Here is a 19,950-nt window from a genome sequence, read left to right on the forward strand (position 1 = left end):
GAGGGGGGAGTGGCTCGTGGGCTTTCCTTCCTGCGCTATATCACAAAAATTGGATCCGCGCAAGAAAAATATTGAGCAGTTCCCATTCGCGTAGGAACTCTTGAGGTTCTTTGTAGGAACTGTATAAATTCTCTATAAGAAAATCTACTTTGTCCAAGCGACTTGGATCTCTCTCGGTCCGACGAACGGGAGTCTTCCGTGAGAGACGGAATAGTTGTCTATATACAAGATGTCGTTCTTTTTCCAGGAGAAGATCTGGATATTCTTCCAGAATACATCCAGTATTTCTTTGATCTCTTTCTGGCTGATCTCTACTCCATCCCCATAGGTAGCGTGCACGTCCAATTCTTCCGATCTATGAAATAGTTTTTTGAAGAAGGTGAGGAAATTCAATGTCAAGAAGACTCCGAGCCCTCTCAAGGTCCTCTGTCTATTAAGCACGTATTTGTATTCTAATCTTGGGGAATCTATATGAAAGGTTTGGATATGATTGTGCCAGGCTTCTGTTCCAGAAGAAGGGTGCCTTCTTGTCCCGACCTGAATATTCGTTAATCGTAATTTGTTTTTAGGAAGCCATGCATGTTGGAAGTTTTGCTTCTTAAATTCCTTCTCTGCATTTTCTTTTCGCGTCGTATTGAACATTTCACTCCAACGCTTCGTTTTCCAGAGGCTGAATCTGGAAGAATCCGGACCGTCGTAGTGTCGGATATAGCGAACTCCTTTTTCTTCTATCTTCTTTCGGATATTTTCCGGGATCTGCTTTAAGACTGCTCTAAGATCTGTAATCGGAGTTTCCCCATTCTTGTTTGGGGCTGTCTTCGCGTAGAAGAAAAGTTTTTTAGGAGGTTGGTCTAGAAAACTCATCTCTGCATGTTGCATGATTGGATAGGCTGAGGGAAGTTCACTTGCCGTATGAACATATTTCGTAACCTTATCTCTGGGAGAAGTGCCCAAATATGCTTCGGAAAGATTCGAATCTAAGGCGAGGGCAATCTTCTCAAAGTTCTTGGAATCCTCTATTTCAAACCCTCTGAATAGGATCGCTCCATAGATGAGCAGATCCCGTTGGATCTCTCTTTGGTTCTTTTTGATCCAAGAACTTAAAATATCCTCGCTCGCAAATTTAGAAGCAGAAGGAGAATAAACGATCGGTAATTTAAGACCTGGTAAATGATCTTTGAATATAATATTTTCTTTATGCTCTTTCTTCTGTTTAGGGATTTTTCGGACTGGGGTTAGTTTCCTGGAGGAGAGTTTCGATTTTCCGGAAGAGGATTTGGATTTTGTTTCAGCCATTTTTTTTCTCCTTTTGCCCAGCTTGGAAATCGGAACGGTTCGGCCTATTCCTATATCTCATATCATGAAGGAAAATTCGTTATAATGAATAGGCGCTTGCTCGACTGCTCACTATATTGTTCTTCCTTCCAATCCTATTTATCCAGGTGTGGATTTCGGAGTTCCTACAAAGGGTGGCCAATAGTTCCTACGCGTGTGGAAGCACTTTTTATTCTCCTTGCTCTGGCACAGTTTCTGTGATATAGCGCGAGGAGCTCCCACGGGCCACTCCCCCCACCCAATACAGGGCGGGGGCCCTCTTGAAAATAGATCGACCTCACGCAGTTTTTAGAAAAAGTACTGCGCATTCTATGAAAGTATCCAAATTACTTATCGCGAACAGGGGAGAAGTCTCTCTTCGCATTTCTCGCGCAGCTGCGGAGCTCGAGATCCAATCCGTTTCCATTTACTCAGAAGACGATCAAAATTCAAGACATAGGCTCGCGGCGGACCAGGCCCTTCCTTTACGCGGGAAGGGAGTTCCCTCCTATATGGACCAAGAGCAGATCTTAAAGCTGGCTAAAGAGAATCATTGCGATGGTATTCACCCTGGTTACGGCTTCTTGAGCGAGAATCATGAGTTCGCAGAAAAATGCGAAAAATCTAATATAGGATTCATTGGTCCAAATTCTTCCACATTGAGGATGCTTGGAGATAAACTGGAAGCAATTCGCTTAGTAGAGGAATTGGGTCTGCCTGTGCTTCCCGGAATTCGGAAGGTCGCGAGTTTGGAAGATGCGAAAGAATTCCTTTCTGAACAAGGATCTATCATGATCAAGGCTTTGGCTGGAGGAGGGGGAAGGGGCATCCGAGTCGCCACAAAACGGGAAGAGTTAGAGGAATTATTCAAGACCTGTTCGGAAGAGGCAAGGGCTGCATTCGGAAATTCTAATGTATATCTGGAGAAGTTCCTTCCAAAGGCGAGGCATATAGAAGTTCAGATCTTAGGGGACGGGACCGGGGATATAGTCCATCTATGGGAAAGGGATTGCTCCTTGCAGCGGAGAAATCAGAAACTTGTGGAGATCGCGCCAGCTCCCTTTCTACCTTCTCAAATTAGAGAGAAGATCTATTCATATTCTAAGACTATTGCCAAACATTTGCAGTATAAGAATCTTGGGACCTTTGAATTTCTCTTGGATTTGGAAGATCCGAAAAATGTCTATTTTATGGAGGCCAATCCTCGTTTGCAAGTAGAGCATACGGTTACGGAAGAAGTTACCGGACTGGATCTTGTACAATTGCAATTGCAAATTGCGAATGGAAAATCCCTGAAAGATCTATCTTTAACCCAAGAATCTATCCCTTCTCCTAAGGGATATGCGGTGCAGATCCGGATCAACTCCGAGATCATGGATGAAAAGGGGAATACTCGTCCTTCTTCCGGAAATATCCGTTTGTTCGAGCCTAGTAGTGGGCCAGGGATCCGAGTGGATAGCGCCGCTTATTCCGGCTACGATCTGAACCCGAATTACGATTCTCTGCTTGCGAAGTTGATCGTTCGTTCTAGGTCAGAGAACTTTACGAATTTATTATCTTCTTCTCTGCGTGCCTTGGAGGAATTTAGGATTGTAGGAGTTCCTACTAATATCGGTTTTCTACAAAATTTACTGCGATCCAAAGAAGTACGAGAATATTCCATCCATACTCAGTTTATCCAGGAAAGGATTTCTGAATTGGTTCAAGCCAAACCTTCTGATTCTAAGCAATTCCCCTTTGAAGTCGGATCTCTAACTCTCTCCAAGAGTAAATCGGATGCGGATGAAATCTTTGCGGACGGGATCGTTCGCTTTGCTTCTCCGATGGCAGGAAGGTTGATGGAAATACTTCCTTCCGAAGGGGATTACATTCGTAAGGGACAGAAATTGGCTTTGCTTTCTTCCATGAAGATGGAGCACGTATTGAGCTCTGAGATCAGCGGTTATGTGGAGAGCATCCTTGTTTCCGCAGAAGATACTGTTTCGGAATCCCAGACCCTTCTTCTGATCCGCAAATCGGACCAAGAAGAAGAACATCATACGGAAGATGTTTCCGTGGATCCGGATCGCATTCGTGTAGATCTGCAAGAAGTAAAAGATCGATTGTCCATAAACGAAGATGCTGCCAGATCCCAGGCAGTTTCCAAGCGTCATAAGAGAGGGCAAAGAACGGCAAGAGAGAATATCGCAGATCTTTGCGACCCTGGAAGTTTTGTGGAGTATGGCGCTCTTGCTTTAGCCGCGCAGCGTCGTCGAAGAACCTTGGAAGAATTGATCAAACTGAGTCCGGCTGACGGTCTCGTGGCGGGACTCGGAACGACTAACGGAGATCTTTTCGAACCGCATAGATCCAGAATTTCTGTATTAGCTTATGATTATACAGTTTTTATGGGAACACAGGGGGCTATGAATCATAAGAAGACGGACCGCTTTCTGCAAATGATAAAAGAGCAAAGACTTCCTCTGGTATTTTTTACGGAAGGAGGAGGAGGTCGCCCGGGAGAAGTAGATGTGCCGGCAGTCGCAGGCTTGGATCTGCATACATTCCGTCAATATGCGAGTTTAAAGGGCATCTTACCTAGGATCGCAGTGAATGCGGGCAGATGTTTTGCGGGGAATGCTGCCTTATTTGGAGCCAGCGATATTCGGATTGCAACAGAAGATTCTAATATAGGAATGGGCGGACCAGTCATGGTAAAGGGGGGAGGCCTTGGCTCCTTCTCCGCAGAAGAAATTGGACCTACCAGTGTGCAGACTCGAAATGGGGTAATAGACATTCTGGTCAAAAATGAATTAGAAGGAGTCCGAATCGCTAAACAGGCATTATCCTATTTTCAAGGGAATCTTCAGAAATTCGAATCTTCCGACCAAAGAGCACTTAGGAATAGTATTCCGGAAAATCGCCTTCGCTCTTACGATATCCGAAAGTTAATAGAGGTCTTAGCAGACAAACATTCCGTTCTCGAACTCCAGAGAGAATATGCGAAAGGTATTGTGACTTCCTTTATTCGAGTAGAAGGAAGGGCTCTGGGCCTTGTTGCAAATGATCCCACTCATTTGGGAGGAGCGATCGATGCAGAAGGAGCGGAGAAATCCGCCAGGTTTTTGGACTTCTGTAATACATTCAAAATTCCTGTATTATTTCTTTGTGATACTCCTGGATTCATGGTAGGACCGGATGTGGAGAAGAAAGGACTGGTCCGAAAAGCCGCCGAGCTATTTGGTGCCGGAGCCTCCTTAAGGGTTCCGGTATTCACGATCATTCTCAGAAAAGGATACGGTCTGGGAGCCATGGCGATGGCAGCAGGAAGCTTTCACGCTCCCGTGTTTACGATCTCTTGGCCTACGGGAGAATTCGGTGCAATGGGGATCGAGGGGGAGATCAGGACCGGCTTCCAAAAGGAGTTGGCCGAAGTTAAGGATTGGAAGGAAAGGCAATTACTCTTTGAACGCTTGGTCGCAGAAGCCTATGAAAGAGGGAAGGCGATCAATATGGCTTCGTATTTAGAGATAGATGCCGTCATCGATCCAGTCGATTCCCGCAAATGGATCGTCCGAGGCTTGGATTCCTGCGATTAGAGTTATTCTACTTTGGAAATAAATGTTTTTCTTCCTCCAGGAAAAATCTTGATAAGATCCTGATCTATGATCAGATTTTGCCTCTCTTAGGAGGATGGCATGTTTAAAAATCCCAAGGCCAGGATCTTGACTCTCGTAACGATCCTTGTGTTGATCGTTTCCTTTTCCTATGCGCATGCGCAAGGCTTGAACGTCTACGGAATGTACAAGGTAACTGGAACGAATCCGGATGGTAGTAGATACAAAGGTACAGTGAATGTTACCTTAAACGATGATGGTTCTTACAATTTCGAATGGAGTGTGGGAAACACTTTTTCGGGTACGGGTTCTTTGGATGGTAATACTCTCACGGTGGATTGGGGGGACACTTATCCTGTGATCTATACCGTGAAGAACGGAGGTGCGAAACTGGAAGGTACCTGGGGAAATGGTGCCGGGACAGAGATCCTATCGAAATAGTTTATTCCGCGATCACGAAATCTCTGCCTCGCTGGGAAGAATACGGGAATTGTTCCTTCTTGATCACAGATTTCGCGATCTCAGGCACTCTTAAATTTATATAAGAGATCAAACTGGAAGCTGTGACCTTTCCGTTCGTATTTGCTCTTCCTCCCAGCCCCTCCAATAACGCAGTAGTAAATACTCCGTGTTCCAAAGCGGAAGATTCATATGCATCTTCTTTTTCTAATGTAGATGCAATTACGCAAAGCCCTGCGGATTTAGCAAGATTTCCTAACTCTTTGAATTGGGTGGTCCATTCTCCTCCCGAATCACAGGTATCGAAGATCAATAGCTTTCGGGTAGCGTTCACTTTTGCAATGGAGGATACAAAGTCTTCTTGGCTAAAGCCATTCTCAGAATAATTAGGATTTTCAGGGTCGAATGTAGAAGTGAGAAAATAGAACTTACCATCCTGGTTCGCTCCGTGTCCCGCGATAAAAACGAGTAAAAGATCTTCAGGAGCGGATTCTTTAGCTACTTCCTCAAAGATCGAGAGGATCCCTTTCTTGTCGGCTTTTCTATCGTAAGCGGTATAGATCTTAGTAGAAGAGAATATATTCTTCTTTTTGAATGCTTCCGCCCCGGAAAGAGCAAGCGCGTCTTTTACCGCATATCTCAGGTCCATGCTCTTTCCTTTATAATCATCCACAGCTAACAGAACTAAATGAAGTTTTGGTAATGTGGATCCAGACGCTGTTTTATGAAAGGATACCATTTTAGAATATCCGACTATTCCTGCCTTGCTTGCGCTCGAGACCCTAAAATAATTTTCTCCGGGAGAAAGATCCGGAGAGAATGTCTTATGCACGCAAGTGTCTCCGGGGATGAGTCGGATCGCTCTGGACGTTTCTAACGAGACCAAGGAGTCGTTGTGATATAAGTAGAGATCCCCGACTCCTCCTCCTTCGTCGCATGCCTTTACGGAAACGGAAACTGTTTCACGATCCGAAGAAGGCTCTAAACTGATATCCACTCTTGGAGGAGGAGAAGTATTGATGAGATCGGAGACGCTTGGCCTTGTTTCCTTGCTACCCTTGAAGATTTTTTGGATCAAACCGGGAGAAAAGAAAAGACTGTAAAAGGAATCTAGCCCGGAATGAATATCTACATTTTCCGTATTGAAATAGAAATAGCTCTCCAAGAATTCCGAATCATAGTCGAATCCTCCGCTTGGATCGAAGACTATCTTTCCCTTATCGGTTAGGACTATATTCGCTAGTTCCTTTCCATTTATATCGAAGATCTTTTGGGTTCCGTCGTCACTCCCTGTAAGGATCTGCTTTTCATCGTTAATGAAGATGGCTTGATTAACAGTATCGGAATGACCCACTAATGTGGCCTTTAGTCCTGTCTTGGTATCCCAGATCTTTACTGTTAGATCTTCCGAAGAGCTTAATAGATACTTTCCAGTTTTTGAATATACTACGGATCTGACAGAGGAAGTGTGCCGTCCTATTTCTGTCTTTTTTCCGTCTTCGACGAAAATCTCTCGGATCTTTCCATCGTCTCCGCCTGTAGCTACTTTCTTACCGTCCTTTGAGATCTTTGCGCACAATATAGGACTGTCCCTAGTATCCAGGACTTTGATCTGAGTTCCTTCAGTATTCCACAAGGAGGCAGTTCCATCCTCGCTGGCAGTTAATATGGATCTTCCATCCGGAGAGAATTGCACAGAAGTGATGGATAAGGAATGGGCCTGAAAGTTTCCTCGGATCTTGCCACTTAGGTCCCAGATCCTGACTCTTCCATTTTCATCTCCTCCTACTAGCTTAAGGCCATCCGGGGAGAAATCCAATGAAGTAATGGAGCCAAGCGAATTTGGGATCTCCATGTTTGTCTCTAGATCTGGAGAAAGGATCTTGATCTTACTTTCATCCGATTGATAGGCGATTTTGCCCGACGGATCGGAATGAGCGATGGAAGAAATAATGGAAGTATTCGAGGTCAATGCCTTGAATTTTCGATTGGTAAGATTCCAAACCAGAACTGTTTTATTTTCCAGACCTGTAGCAATGCTTCCATTTCCAAGATCCGTAAACGCAGTGATAGCTGAGGATTCTTTCCAAGCAGGATGGAATGGGTTTTCTATGGCGAGTATTCCCGCACTTAGAATGAAACATGCCGCTAAGAAAAAGATCCTCATCGTACTATCCTTACGTTAGTTATTGTCATCGTCCGAATTGATCGAATTTTGCTTCGTATTCGTAAAAGAGCCGCTCACATTCGCTTTGGATGGCGACTTAGCGCTTCCGATCGGTTCGTTTATATTCATTCGAACCGTCACAGGCAAACCGTTCGGACCGACGGGAACAAAGATCAGTTTATTCTGAGGGTTATCATACGCCTTGTACTGGATGTATTTGGAGGAAATAGCCTCGTTCACAATTTTGATCGCATCGGCTTCTGCTTTCGCCTTAATGCTTACGATCTCGGCGTCCCTCTGCGCATTCATCCTAGCGATCTCATTGTCCTTTTTCTGGATGGCGATCTCGAATTTCATGGTTTCTAATTCTTGTTCTTTCGTAAGCTTCTTCTGGATAGCGTCCATGATCTGTTGGCTAAAAGAAATATCGTCTATGTTCACATTATTGATCTCGATATGACGGGAGCTTAGTTTATCCTCCATCATCGCCTTGATCTCTTTTACGATCTGTTGGTTGTTCTTAGAGATCTGGATCATGGGATAATTGGTGAATGCGTTTCTCACGCTCGTCCTAAAGTCCTGTCTCACTACATGATTATAATATTGAGGGCCCACCTCCGTATGAAGACTGACCAATTGACTCTGGATCGGACGAAGGGTAATAGAAGCGACTACGTCTATCCTTAGATCGTCTCGAGTGATCACATCTATAGTTTCCTTGTAAGGCTCCCATTGCAGGTTGTAAACGATCACGTCTTTGGTGGGAGGGATCTGATAATTTCCCGCAAGTAGTATGTCCTTTTCTACCTTATTGTCGAAGGGCGCAAATACGATCCCGGCTCGCCCAGGTTCTATGGTGGTAAGGCAGCCGGTTGTGGAAAGGGCAATCATGATCGCTATGCCCGAAAGGATGGATTTATTGAACATCTTCGTACTCCTTTTATCTTCTGGAATGAAAGACCGAGGATGTTCCTAAAAATTTCCATTTCTCTAATATTCTATTTGGAAATTTATTTTTCCAAGGTAACGATACTCAATTCGGAGGTATTCCAATCTCCGTCAGACACCGTTGTCTGGATAATTTTTATACCTCGACTAACGGACTCGAATGGACGATCAATAATGCCGAAAGGAGAATCTCCGTACGGTTTCGTTCGGAATAGATCTAGTTGAGATTTGGACGCAATCAGCTTAATGGAATCCGTCCCATACGGTTCGCCTGCCGCCAAAATATAACCCGATCTTTCATCCGGAATAAGAAGTCTGACGTTTGCCTTTAAGAAATTGTTCGATTGAAACGAGTTTGGGAACAAAAGCAAAGTTTCCCCGTCGCTTTGTAAAAGGATCAGATATACATAACAATCTTCCGATGTGCTTACGGAGAAGGAAACAGGCTCATTCGACCTATAGACTTTTTGAGAAGAATTCAAACTGACTTTGATCGTTTGGCTTTTCGGTTTTAAGGCGCTTAGATTTCTAAGAAGAAGGTTTTGGGTGAGGAATCCCGTAAGCTCAGTAAAGATCTTTTCCGACTTTTCTCTTTTAAAAGAACGCAAAAACTCGGACTTGGATGTTTCCACGTCCACAAGTTCCACGCTCCAACGATCCTTTTGGCTCTTTAAGTAGATTAGTTTCTGAGCGGCCAGTATCTTTCCTAACCTGGGAGCATTTGCGGTATCGGTGATCCCTGTTTGGCTCAATGAGATCTCATTCAATACGTCAGCAGTCCTTTGTCTATCGATCACAGAAATCCTTTCGGATCGGATCAGCAAATCTTTCAGTTCGTCTTGCGGATTTTCGGAAGAAGTGTCCGAGCTAAGTAAGGCTATATTATATTTATCTAAAAAACTGGGAGAAGGGCTTGCCTCCGATCTTGGAAGAGGGGCAACAGGAACAGAAACGGTTTCCGAAGGACTTGCGCAATTGACTAAGACGAATAAGGAAATGAATAAGATGGTTTTGGATAGAACGAAAATACCTGGAAGAAGCAGGGTCACCTGGAGTTCCGGGCCTCGGCCGTTCTTTACGGAAATCCTCTGCATGGTTGCCTCCGGAGACAAAGCTCTGTAAGATCCTACTTTGTACTTGGACCTTTTCGAAACCTGTTTTTCCTCGTTTTCCGGAAATTTTTTGAGCTGTTCTACAAGAAGGAAAACCTAACCTAAGGACTTAGATCGAGAAATCTTCCACATAGACTTTCGCCTTGCGGATCCTCAGATAAACCGTTTCCCCAGGGAGAAGGTTTAGTTCTTTGTATATGTTCTGATCCAAAAGTGATTCTATCAGAGTGCCAGAATCTAGGCGTTTGAGTTCGATCCGCACATTCCTTCCTGTAGAATGGATGTATTGGATCTCGGCGGGAATCCCAGCCTCTGCCGAGCGGGAAATTTCCACGTCATACGGTCTTACATAAGCAACTGCTTCTTGGTCTACTAGGTCCGAATGTTCCGGAGTCTCCACATGAAGATCGCCTATCGTAGCTTTTCCTTCGTTGATCCTTCCGTGGAACAGATTCACATCTCCTAAGAAATGGAATACGAAAGGGGTCTTAGGTTTATTATAAACCTCGTCCGGAGTGCCGATCTGTTCTATCTTTCCCGAGCGAAGGATCACAATAGAATCGCTAACCTCTAAGGCTTCTTCTTGGTCATGAGTTACGAATACGCTGGTGACGTGGATCTCATCATGGAGTCTGCGTAGCCAAGTCCGGAGTTCCTTTCGTACCTTGGCATCCAATGCACCGAAAGGTTCATCTAAAAGAAGGAACTTGGGCTCTATCGCCAATGCTCTTGCCAAAGCCACCCTTTGTCTCTGTCCACCGGAAAGTTCGAAAGGAAATCGATCGTGAAAATTCTCCAATTGGACCAATTTCAGAAGTTGGAAAACTTTCGCTCTAATCTCTTCCTTAGAAGGACGAGTGGCTCTCGGACGGACCTTTAGGCCGAATGCGATATTCTCAAAGATCGTCATGTGCCTAAATAAAGCATAATGTTGGAATACGAATCCAACTCCTCTGTCCTTGGAATTCTTGGTCTTGGATCTTTCTCCGTTGAACAAGACCTCTCCTTCATCGGGGACATCCAATCCTGCGATGATCCTAAGCAGAGTGGTCTTTCCACTACCCGAAGGACCGAGTAACGCGACCAAATTTCCTTCGGGAATGGTCAGGTCCACATGAGAGAGAGCTTGGAACTCTCCGAATCTTTTGCTAACATTGCGTATCTCTATGGACATCTGTATCTCCTAAATTTGGAAATCCGGCGTATTATTCTGGGCAAGCGATTCCTTGGAAGAAGAGGACGGAGTTCCTTCTTCCGGCTCCTTCTCCTCTTTCTTAGAATTAAGATTTCTTTCTAAGATGGATTTCAAGACCAGAGTGAGTAAGGAAAGAAATACTAAAATAGAGGCTGCGGAGAAGGCTCCGATAGAGTTGTATTCATTGTACAACATTTCGATCTGCAGAGGAAGCGTGTTTGTCTTTCCTCGGATATGGCCTGATAGAACGGAAACCGCGCCGAATTCTCCCATCGCTCTTGCGTTACATAAGATCAATCCGTAGAGAAGGCCCCATTTGATATTCGGGATGATGATCTTGAGAAAAGTCTGCCTAAGAGAGGCCCCCAAGAGAATTCCAGCTTCTTCCTCTTCTTTTCCCTGGCTTTGCATAAGAGGGATGAGCTCTCTTGCGACAAAAGGAAGAGTGATAAAGATCGTCGCTATGACAAGGCCAGGAGTATTGAATACGATCTTAATATTCCATTCTTCTAATGTATTTCCTAGCCAACCCTGTCTTCCGAAAACCAGCAGGAAGATAAGCCCCGAGATCACCGGAGAAACAGCAAAAGGAGAATCTATGATAGTAAGAAGGATATTCTTTCCCGGAAATTCGAAACGGGTGAGAAGGAACGCCGCAACGAGTCCGAATACTGTGTTCAAGGGGACCGCGATCGCCGCCACCTTAAGGGTCATGATCATCGCAGAGATCGTATCCGAATCCTGCAATCCTTGTAGATAGGCCTCCCATCCTCCGGCGAACGCCTCTAAGAATACGGTGGCGATCGGAAGAAGAAGGATGAGCGACGCAAGTACAAGCACGGAGCCGATGAGCAGGATCCGGATCCAGATAGGCTCGGCATGTTTCATCCCAACCTCCTAGATGCTCTGTTCTGGAAGAAATTGATCGCAAGCATGATCGTAAAAGACAGAACCAACATTAAGAGTGCGATTCCGGTAGCCTTCGCATATTCGTATTGTTCCAACTTAGTAACGATGAGAAGGGGAAGGATCTCCGTCTTACCGGGCAAATTCCCGGAAATGAAAACTACGGAGCCGTATTCTCCTATCCCTCTTGCAAACGCCATACTCGTTCCCGTTAACAGAGAAGGAATAAGTTCCGGCAAGATCACTTTCGTGAATGTCTGGAACCTGCTTGCTCCCAAGCAAAACGCACTCTCTTCTAATTCTTTAGGAAGTTCTTCCAGGATGGGTTGCACTGTGCGGACCACAAAAGGAAATCCGATAAAAACGAGAGCGATCACGATCCCGGCGGGAGTGTAAGCGATCTTGATCCCGAGGGGTTCGAAGAATTGGCCGATCCAACCCTTGGGAGAATAGATCGTAGTGAGTGCGATCCCTGCCACTGCAGTGGGAAGAGTGAACGGAAGATCCACTAAGGAATCCAAGATCCTCTTTCCGGGAAAATCATAACGGACTAGGACCCATGCGAACAAGAATCCCACAAATAGATTGATGATCGCTGCGACCCCTCCGGCCCCGAAACTAAGGATTAGTGCCTTTTGGATCCTATCCTCGGAAAAAACCTCTAAGAGTCCGGACCAACCTAGATTTGCCGATTTGAATACAAGAGAGGATAAGGGAATAATTACGAAACAACTCAGGTAAAATATGGTCAGGCCCAAGGAAAGGCCAAAGCTTGTTTTAGAATAAGGGCGAAAGATCAGTTTCAAAGCGGAAGGAGTCCCTGAAGTCGATTCTTGGGAGACAGTCTATTTCGTCAAACCAAGAGCCGACAAATGCCGGCTCTTGTAGAGTAAGCTTTTTTAGAAGAAGGATTACTTCTTCGCTTCTCCGTAAATGGAGTCGAATAGACCTCCATCCGCGAAATGCTTTTTGTGAGCTGCTGCCCAAGATCCTTCAATGCTTCTTACATCGAATAGATTGATCTTAGGGAATTTGGAAGCGTTTGCTTTCAATACCGCAGCATCGTTCGGACGGAAGAAATGTTTTGCAACGATCTCTTGTCCTTCTTTGGTATATAAGAAATTCAAGTAAGCCTTTGCGAGTTCCGTAGTTCCTTTCTTCGCTGTGACTTTTTCCACGACTGCAACAGGGGTTTCCGCAAGAATACTGGCGCTCGGATACACTACTTCCAATTGGGAGTTCCCACCGTTCGCTTTTTTGGATTCGGAGATGGCGAGTTCTGCCTCATTTTCCCAAGCTAAAAGAACATCCCCAATCCCTCTTTGCACGAAAGTGGTAGTGGAACCTCTGGCGCCAGTATCCAGAACGGAAGTGTTTTTGTAGAGAGCCTTCACGAATTCGGTAGCCTTCGCTTCTGTCCCGTACTTCTTTTTTGCGAATCCCCAGGCTGCGAGATAATTCCAACGAGCGCCTCCGGAAGTCTTAGGATTCGGAGTGATCACACCGATACCAGGTTTTACTATATCGTCCCAATCCTTGATCGCCTTGGGATTTCCCTTTCTTACTAAGAATACGATGGTAGAATAGTACGGAACGGAATGATGAGGGAATTCTTTCTCCCATTCTTTAGAAATCGCACCTGAATTATTTACGATGCTATCAATATCGTAGGCCAATGCCAAAGTAACCACGTCCGCTTCTAAACCGTCGATCACCGCTCTGGCTTGCTTACCTGAACCGCCGTGGGATTGTTGGATGGTAAGTCCTTTGCCTGTCTTCTTCTTCCAAGAATCGATGAAGTGCTTATTTACATCTTCGTAAAGTTCACGGGTGGGATCAAAGGAAACGTTCAGTAAAACATCGTCTGCATACACGGAAAATGCTGCCACACTGCTGAGTAGGAAGATCGCCAAGGATCGGAGGAACTTAGATTTCGTTTTCATAGGATTCACTTTTACATCCCTTTTGCCAATAAGCCAGAGGTTTAATCCAATTTATTGGATATTTTTCTGCTATACTTGGAAGACCTCCAGGGTTTGTCAAGGAAGGTTTTATATCTTGGAAAGATTTTTTTCCTATGCTTTTCACTCGATCTAGGTAAATTTTCCGGTAAGCGAGGAGTTCCTACCATTCATCGATTTGTTACCAATCTGAAAAATGGGTTTTTGGTCCTTCTACTTGCGGCCGTCGTTCTAGTTCTTCCTGGTTGCGGAGATATTTGGGAGAAGGCCGATCATCCTCCTGTGGTCCAGGGTCTCCTGGAGTTAAACTCCCACGATCTGGAAACCCAAGGTCCGATCTTACTCTCCGGAGTCTGGAAATTCCGTTGGTTGTTTTGGAAAAGTCTGGGCTCCGAAGACCAGGGCACCTACGAAATGCTACCAGTTCCCGCTTCCTGGAATGGAAAGAACGGGACCAGATTGGGAGAAGGGTACGGAACCTACGAACTCACGATCAAACTGAACCGGCACTATGGAGAACTTGCTCTTCTTGTGCAAGAGCAGAGTTCTTCCTACTTCTTGTACGTGGATGGAAAGCTACTCGCTTCCTGCGGAGAAGTAGAATTCCCGAATACTACGGATATCACCGTCTTCGAAGTGAAGCCTGCTTGGTGCACTAAGTTCGTAACCTTCTATCCTCAAAGCGACGAGGTGCATATAGCTATGCAGATCGCGAATAAGGAGCATAGGTTGGGTGGCTTCTGGGCTCCCATGCGATTCGGGACGGCTAAGAATCTGGCTCAGGTCTGGCATGGGGAAAGGTTCATGGATGTGTTCCTTGCAGGAGGACTTCTTTGCATAGGACTACTGCATTTGATCTTTGCCGTTGTACGAAGGGGGGAAGCGGCTTCTCTCTATTTTGGACTGTACTGTCTCATCATGGCAACGAGGGGAATCTTTGCAGGAACAAGGGTCGTTTCAGAATATTTTGATTTTCTAAAATACTCTCATTTTATCCGGATAGAATATATTACCTTCTACTTGGCCATTCCCGTCTTCTTAAGTTATATCTTATCCGTATTTCCCAGAGAATTGAAGAGGATCCTTGTGGATCTGGTTTGGTGGATCGCTGCCGGAGCCTGCTTAGTCGTACTCATCTTTCCCGTACGGATCTTTACTTATACGGTCACTATTTATTACTTGGTGGCTTTTCTTGCAGGGACCTTAAGCCTATTTTCTCTCACGAAAGCGGCGCTGCGAAAGAGAAAGGGTGCGCTTATCATTCTCGCAGGATTCGTATTCGTATATGCGGCGCTCATACATGATATACTCTATGCTACCTTCTTCTTGGATACCGGATACTTTACGAATATAGGAGCATTCATCTTCTTGATCGCTCAATCCGTATTCTTATCTATACGGAGCTCGGACAATTTGGACAGGCTCTTGGATCTTTCTAGAAATTTGGAGAGAAGGGTAGAGGACAGGACCAAGCAATTGAGAAACGCTCTTCGTCTCATCCAGAACGATCTGAATATTGCAAGAGAGATCCAGAAGGGTCTCTTGGATCTGGAAGACGGTGCCGAGCGTATCCTAGACGGTCTGCGATTTCGGATATTGCATAAGCCTCTTGCCGAAGTAGGGGGAGACCTCTACGATATCGTACGACTTCCCGATGGAAGGGTCCGTATCTTTCTTGCGGACGCTACAGGACATGGGATCCAAGCCGCTCTCATCACCATTCTGATCCGGAGAGTATACGAGGATCTGAGATGGAAGGAAGGAACTCCAGGCAGTCTATTGTCCGAAATGGGTTCCGAGTTCCATGGCAAGTACGGAAATATCTCCACATACTTCTCCGCTGCGATCTTAGAGATCTCCCCGAATAAAGAGAAACTCACGCTGTCCTTGGCAGGATCTCCTCCTATTTTAGTGCAGACCCAAGACGAGGAGCATGTAGTAGAGTGCGAAAATCCTCTCGTAGGTCTTTTGCCTAGTTTTCAATTTACGGATAGAGAGATCGCGCTTACGGAACACTATCGTATTCTTTGCTTTACGGATGGGCTTTCGGAGTCGGCGAGATTTCCAGGAGATTTCTTCGGAATGGAGAGAGTACTCGCAGCTTTAAGAATGGGGGGCGACCAGGATCTCCAGGAACTACTTTCTACGATCCATTCCGATCTGCAAAGATTCTTGGGAAGTGCGGAACCGAAGGACGATCTTCTCCTTATCGGCATAGAAGATAAGAGAAAGTAAGGCTACACCGCGACGGATTTTTATAATGAATAACGAAAACCTTTTTCTTTTAAATTACGGATATTGAGATCCTTTCTTAGTACATGGTGTTCGTTTTCTAGTTTTATTGTATTGATCTCTTTAAAAGATGGTTAGAGAGATGGTACACGGGATCTCCTTGAGAGATATTCCCGAAATCATTACCAGGTAGAGGACCCTATGGCATTTAAGCTCGACGGGGCAAAATTCCCCACTTTGGAAGAGCTCATTACGGCTCTTTATCCACTCTATGCGGATAAAATGAGCGAAGCTGAATTCAGAAAGTACGTTCAGGAAAATGTGAAGGAAGAATAATCTTCCTTCTACTTGATCCTTTAGGGAATCGGAAACTGCCTTAGTTTTGCTTGTCAATTCGGGCCGTTTTCCTTACCTTCGCGGCATGCCTTTTTTTCAGAAGAAATGGAGACTCGCTCCCGCCTGGCGTAGGCCCTTACTCTTACTCGCCTCTTTTCTCATCCTAATCCTAAAATTCAGTTTTCTATTCAGCCAGGATACTCTTTCCGGTTGGAGCCTTCATGCCCAAACCCACTTGGCGGAGATCTACGATTCTCTACTGAACGGAGGGCAGTCCTTGGGCTACGATACTCGTTGGTTTTCCGGAATGCCTGTCTTTTTTTACGAGCCTCCCTTCTTCTATTTCATGGTGGCTATCCTTCACAAGACTGTATTCTTTTGGTCTTCTCTTTCTCTTTCCTTTAATATTGGGATACTTATTTCGATCCTACTTTTTACGTACGCTTTCATCAAGTTCAGTCTCCTTTTGTTAAGCGAAACGAACCATAGGGCAAATACGGTCATGCTCGCTATGACCGGGTTACTATTCTTCTTCTTATGTGCGGGAGAAGAGCCCTTCGGTCTCTCTTTAGTAGGCCTATTTAACGGTTCCGTAACGGGATTCTTCGGTTTAGGTTGGAGTTTATTAGGATTTTATTATTTAGAAAAGTACAGGACCACCGGAAAGCTCTCAGCACTAGCAAAATACTTGGTGGTCAGTGCCTGCGTTTACTATTCCGATTTTCCTTCTTCCATGTTCTATTTGGTTTCCCTTCTCATTTACTTCTTATTCTTAGGAGAAGAGTTGGGGAAAAGGGCCTTCTCCATCGTATTCTTTACACCTCTTCTCTTCGCCGCTCCTGTTTGGTGGAATTTCCTGAAATATTCTTCTTATAGAGCGGAGACATTCCCGATGGAATCCACTCCGGGACTTATCTCTATTTTGGGATCGGGAGCCTTAAAGCCGATTTGGGAAGGAAGCGGGCTATTCGCATTCTTATGGAATTTTGTCGTTGGGTTACATTGGATCCAGGCAGTGTTCCCGATCCTGTTTCTATTAGGAATTCGTTCTATTCTAAAACGTAAAATATTCCCTCCTGCTTCCCGATTTGTGTTCTTCGCAAGCTTGATCTTCTATTGGATCGGAGTGGATACTTCTCTCTCTAAATTCTTCCCTGGCATAGGCTTTCCATGGTTTAGGGCATTGGATCTTTCTCTCCTTTTCTTGACCCTATCTGCTTTGGAAACTGCAGTCCATTTGTTGAAGAACAAGACCTCCTCCGTGGTCGCGCAGTATTCGGTGGCCGCCTTATTATTCTTTGCGCTGATCCGTTTCTTTAATTGGCATCCCGAATTGGAATGGAAGGAGAATACTACTTTCCTAAAGGATAGTTTCTCCACGGTCGGAATGAAGGAAGTAGAAGCGGCACTCTCCGAGCTTCCCAAGGATTCCAAGATCTTTCCGGAAATCGATTCTCGTAGGAAATGGGGAGACAGTCCTTTCACTCTAGGACTGATCATTCGCAGGGCAGGACATCGAAATGTTTTAGGAATGGAAGCGGATGCTTCTCTCAGTTCTCTTGCGATCCAGCCGTACTTAAGCCGCTATCTGCCTTGGACTTCTTGGAAAAGGAATCCGGGCTATGAGGAAGAACTTCCGGATGAGGAAGCAGGGAAGGGACTGCATCGTTTCCTTCAGTCTAACGGAACCTCTTATGTTCTAGGTTCCACGGAGAAATTTTACAGAATTCTAAAATCCAATCCGGAGCGGTTCGAACTAGTGAAGGGCTGGGTCAATGAGGATATACTCCAGACGAACGAAAGCCCTACTCATACGTACGAAAAGGAATTGGAGAACAAAGCCTTCTTGTTCCTATTCAAGGTTAAGGATCCAGGAAGCGATTTAGCGATCTTAACGGAAAAAGCCTGGGGAGTCGCGGACTATCGGGAATTGACCGGAGGAAAGGCGCTTCGCCCAAAACGATTCTTGTACAATACGAACGAGGCGATACTGCATGAAGGCTTGGATAGCGGGATCGTATTTGCAAGAGTAGGAAAGAAGGAGATCCAACAAGCAGGAGGAAATCTTTCGAAATGGTTCCAAGGGATCCTGGTCCTGAATGTTCCTCCTACACAAGCTTTTTGGAAGGAAGAATTAAAGGCGGAATTCGGAGATCTGCAGTTCTTAGATCGGAACGAATTTTTCGGAAGATTCTTCCCTGTGAAAGACAGAGCTAAAGTCGAAGCAGAGATACCGAGACTCTCTGAGATCCCTGTATTACCGATCATTCTTTCCGATGAGTTCGTGCAGAGCGAGACCAAGACTGTTGCATCGGTGTCGGAAGCCAAGGGGCCTGAAAAGAATTCTGACTGCAAGATTGTTCGCAGATCCTTCTTTCCAAAATGGGAAGATGAGAATGGAGGAGTCCTTTTTCAAACGCAAAGAAATGAGATCTTGGTCTGTTCTGAAAACAAGGACCTGCGACTCCGGTTTTGGAAGGGAAACTCGCCCATACTTACAATCGTGATGTTCTTATTACCCGTACTATTCTTATTCGCGGCCTTTGTTAAGGGAAGGTGGTTTTTCCGGTGATCCGTCTGTACGGAAACAAACCGTACTCTCGCTTACAATTCGTATCGAATCTATTATTGGTTTTGTTCGGAGGGTCCTTACTCTCCGGATTCTATTTCGGATGGAGTTCCTACGCTTGGGGAAATATCCTCGTTCACGGTTTGGAAGGAGGACTCGTAGGCGCCATCTGTGATTGGTTCGCCGTTTGGAAGACCTATAAGGCAGTCGAGGCCCAGAGCGAAAGCATCGCAGAAGAGATCGGGAGTTGGGTCTCTACCGATCTCTTGAACGAGCACAAATTGAAGTCCTATTTGGACGAGATCCTGGACGGGCCGGAGAATATCAGGATCATCCGAGAACTCTTGGACAAGCATATCCATGGAGAGAAAGAGATCCGAGAATTCCTGGATCTGGTCTGGAATAAGGTAGAAGAAGATATCGTTCTCTATGTGACTAACTTCAAGTTCTCCGGAGCCGACAAACAAATATTACACGAACTGAATCGAAGAAAAGAGATCTTGTTGACCGTTCGCTTTCTCGTCGGAGAGGCATTGGTCAAGGCAACCGATAAGGAGGATTTCGGAGAAAGGATAGATAAGATCACTAAAGGGTTTTCCTTTCTTGCTAAGCCTCTCATCTGGTTGATCGATCCCAAGAAAAGGATCCGAGAATTCGGAGAAGGTCTCAAAGAAGGAAAGGATTTCCAGACGGAAGAAGAGGAGGTGTTGTTCGAAGTATTCTCCTTATTCTCCGAATGTGCGGAATTATATGTGGGTTCCTGGAACGAGTTACCGGATCATAAGAGACAAGAGGCCGTAAGAGCACTCGCGGATTTTGGAAAGGAACAGCTGAATCGACTCATCAGCGAGTTGGTATTATCCCATAAAGAAGAATTATCTAAATTAGAGAATCTGAGAGAATACGGACCGATCCGAGGACTTCTCGAATTTCTCAGGTCCAAGACAAGCGAATCCGTCTCTCAATATGTAGGAGAGCAGATCGCGAAAGGACTGAAACTGTTGGAGCCGAAGCAATTCCGCGAAAATCTGGAAATGAAGACGCGCAGGGTCCTGGAGAGGATCCGAATTAACGGAAGTTTATTGGGTTTTTTAGTAGGATCTTGTATCGGAATTCTCGTCTTATTATTCCAAAGCTAGGCGGGAACCGTTTATC

Annotated in this window: 14 protein-coding genes; 6 read left to right on the plus strand and 8 right to left on the minus strand. The window is 45.2% G+C overall.

Features of this window, described 5'->3' with window-relative positions; genetic code table 11:
- Positions 1 to 144: 144 nt before the first annotated feature.
- The gene (locus EHO57_RS16130; RefSeq protein ID WP_135641787.1) at positions 145 to 1,296 is read right to left on the minus strand and encodes a TauD/TfdA family dioxygenase; all 1,152 of its coding nucleotides are present in this window, start codon (positions 1,294 to 1,296) and stop codon (positions 145 to 147) included.
- A gap of 350 nt (positions 1,297 to 1,646) precedes the next feature.
- On the opposite strand from EHO57_RS16130, the gene EHO57_RS16135 reads away from it, so the two are divergent.
- Both EHO57_RS16135 and lfb1 read left to right on the plus strand, forming a co-directional pair.
- On the plus strand, positions 1,647 to 4,892 hold the full coding sequence (locus tag EHO57_RS16135) for a carboxyl transferase domain-containing protein (RefSeq protein ID WP_135641789.1): 3,246 nt from the start codon (positions 1,647 to 1,649) through the stop codon (positions 4,890 to 4,892).
- Between the two features lie 99 nt (positions 4,893 to 4,991).
- Positions 4,992 to 5,351, plus strand: a complete 360-nt coding sequence (gene lfb1 / locus EHO57_RS16140) for an LIC10280 family protein (RefSeq protein WP_135641791.1) — start codon at positions 4,992 to 4,994, stop codon at positions 5,349 to 5,351.
- A 1-nt stretch (position 5,352) separates the two neighbouring features.
- Here lfb1 and EHO57_RS16145 read toward each other — a convergent pair whose 3' ends face one another.
- From EHO57_RS16145 to EHO57_RS16175, 7 genes are all read right to left on the minus strand, one after another.
- Positions 5,353 to 7,536 (minus strand): caspase family protein, encoded by a 2,184-nt coding sequence (locus EHO57_RS16145; protein ID WP_135641793.1) that lies wholly within the window; start codon positions 7,534 to 7,536, stop codon positions 5,353 to 5,355.
- 15 nt (positions 7,537 to 7,551) lie between these two features.
- Positions 7,552 to 8,463 carry a prohibitin family protein gene (locus tag EHO57_RS16150; protein WP_135641795.1) on the minus strand — a complete coding sequence of 304 codons (912 nt, stop codon included), beginning with the start codon at positions 8,461 to 8,463 and terminating at the stop codon, positions 7,552 to 7,554.
- Positions 8,464 to 8,546: 83 nt separating this feature from the next.
- Positions 8,547 to 9,578 carry a DUF4384 domain-containing protein gene (locus EHO57_RS16155; protein ID WP_135641796.1) on the minus strand — a complete coding sequence of 344 codons (1,032 nt, stop codon included), beginning with the start codon at positions 9,576 to 9,578 and terminating at the stop codon, positions 8,547 to 8,549.
- 127 nt (positions 9,579 to 9,705) lie between these two features.
- Positions 9,706 to 10,770 carry a sulfate/molybdate ABC transporter ATP-binding protein gene (locus tag EHO57_RS16160; RefSeq protein WP_135641798.1) on the minus strand — a complete coding sequence of 355 codons (1,065 nt, stop codon included), beginning with the start codon at positions 10,768 to 10,770 and terminating at the stop codon, positions 9,706 to 9,708.
- A 9-nt stretch (positions 10,771 to 10,779) separates the two neighbouring features.
- Positions 10,780 to 11,679, minus strand: coding sequence for a sulfate ABC transporter permease subunit CysW (gene cysW, locus EHO57_RS16165; protein WP_135641800.1), 900 nt, complete (start codon positions 11,677 to 11,679; stop codon positions 10,780 to 10,782).
- Positions 11,676 to 12,503 (minus strand): sulfate ABC transporter permease subunit CysT, encoded by an 828-nt coding sequence (gene cysT / locus EHO57_RS16170; protein ID WP_135641803.1) that lies wholly within the window; start codon positions 12,501 to 12,503, stop codon positions 11,676 to 11,678. The genes cysW and cysT overlap by 4 nt, the downstream gene beginning before the upstream one ends.
- 105 nt (positions 12,504 to 12,608) lie before the next feature.
- Positions 12,609 to 13,640, minus strand: a complete 1,032-nt coding sequence (locus EHO57_RS16175; RefSeq protein WP_135641805.1) for a sulfate ABC transporter substrate-binding protein — start codon at positions 13,638 to 13,640, stop codon at positions 12,609 to 12,611.
- Between the two features lie 222 nt (positions 13,641 to 13,862).
- On the opposite strand from EHO57_RS16175, the gene EHO57_RS16180 reads away from it, so the two are divergent.
- From EHO57_RS16180 to EHO57_RS16195, 4 genes are all read left to right on the plus strand, one after another.
- Positions 13,863 to 15,893 (plus strand): PP2C family protein-serine/threonine phosphatase, encoded by a 2,031-nt coding sequence (locus tag EHO57_RS16180; protein WP_246050751.1) that lies wholly within the window; start codon positions 13,863 to 13,865, stop codon positions 15,891 to 15,893.
- 198 nt (positions 15,894 to 16,091) lie between these two features.
- Positions 16,092 to 16,226: a hypothetical protein gene (locus tag EHO57_RS19040; RefSeq protein WP_008589440.1), complete on the plus strand. Its 135-nt coding sequence runs from the start codon at positions 16,092 to 16,094 to the stop codon at positions 16,224 to 16,226.
- Positions 16,227 to 16,311: 85 nt separating this feature from the next.
- Complete coding sequence (locus tag EHO57_RS16190; RefSeq protein WP_135641807.1) at positions 16,312 to 18,798, plus strand: hypothetical protein; 2,487 nt, start codon at positions 16,312 to 16,314, stop codon at positions 18,796 to 18,798.
- Complete coding sequence (locus tag EHO57_RS16195; protein WP_246050753.1) at positions 18,783 to 19,934, plus strand: DUF445 domain-containing protein; 1,152 nt, start codon at positions 18,783 to 18,785, stop codon at positions 19,932 to 19,934. Before EHO57_RS16190 ends, EHO57_RS16195 begins: the two co-directional genes overlap by 16 nt.
- Positions 19,935 to 19,950: the final 16 nt, after the last annotated feature.

Origin of the sequence: Leptospira langatensis, from assembly GCF_004770615.1 — a bacterium.
In the GTDB taxonomy this organism is placed as follows: Bacteria; Spirochaetota; Leptospiria; order Leptospirales; family Leptospiraceae; genus Leptospira_B; species Leptospira_B langatensis.